Annotated in this window: 1 pseudogene; it reads left to right on the top strand. The window is 70.9% G+C overall.

Going from position 1 to position 992, the window contains the following annotated elements:
- Positions 1-31: 31 nt before the first annotated feature.
- Positions 32-992: pseudogene (locus EEJ42_RS54370) on the top strand (SpnB-like Rossmann fold domain-containing protein); the annotation flags it as partial.

The raw sequence follows: 992 nt of genomic DNA, 5'->3' as shown, positions 1-992 counted from the left end.
GCCGCGAGGATCCGGCGAGTACAGGCTGCGCGTGGCCGACGCCGCTGGTCAGCCGGTGGCCGACATCGACTCGCTGGTACTGCGACCGGTTACCGCAGCAGACCTCGCCCGGGCGGGTTCTGCGCCCACGGAGGATCTGTTCCGGCTGGACTGGGTTTCCGCGCCGGCTCCGGCCGAGCCGGGCGACCTCGGCGACTGGGCCGTCCTCGGCACCGATGCGCAGGCCGAGGACGGGTGGCGTGCCGCCGGTGTCGCGGTGACGAACTACCAGGACTTGGGAGCGCTGACCGCTGCCGTGGCCGGGGGCGCTTCGGTTCCCGGCACGGTGGTCCTGCCGGTGGCGGCGAATCCTGGTGATCTCATTGGTGGGGTTGCTGGTGTGCTGGCGGCGATGCGGACGTGGCTGGCCGAGAAGTGTCTGGAGGATTCGCGCCTGGTGGTGTCGACCACGGGTGCGGTCGCGCTGGATGCTGCCGACGCGAGTGAACTGGACCTCGCGAGTGCGGGCGTGTGGGGCCTGGTGCGGTCGGCGATCAGCGAGCACCCGGGCCGATTCGCGCTGGCCGATGTGGATGGCGAGCCGGACTCCTACCGGGCTCTGGCGGCGTACGCGGCCGAATCCGACGAGAGCCAGTTCGCGGTGCGCGAGGGGCGGGTCCGCCTGCCCCGGATCGTACGGATGACCGTTCCCGCCGCGGACGAGGACATCCCGGCGACACGCTGGGACAAGNGCGGGTCCGCCTGCCCCGGATCGTACGGATGACCGTTCCCGCCGCGGACGAGGACATCCCGGCGACACGCTGGGACAAGGGCACGGTGCTGGTCACTGGTGGTACGGGTGGTTTGGGTGCGGTGGTGGCTCGGCATCTGGTGACCGTGCATGGTGTTCGTGATCTGCTGCTGCTTTCGCGGCGTGGTGTCGGGGCTCCGGGTGCGGTGGAGTTGCGTGATGAGCTGGCCGGGCTGGGTGCGCGGGTGAGGATTGCTGCTTG

The organism is Streptomyces botrytidirepellens (assembly GCF_003721215.1).
GTDB classification, from domain to species: Bacteria; Actinomycetota; Actinomycetes; order Streptomycetales; family Streptomycetaceae; genus Streptomyces; species Streptomyces himastatinicus.
The sequence above is the reverse complement of the archived record's forward strand: the minus strand, read 5'-3'. Positions and strand labels throughout refer to the sequence as shown.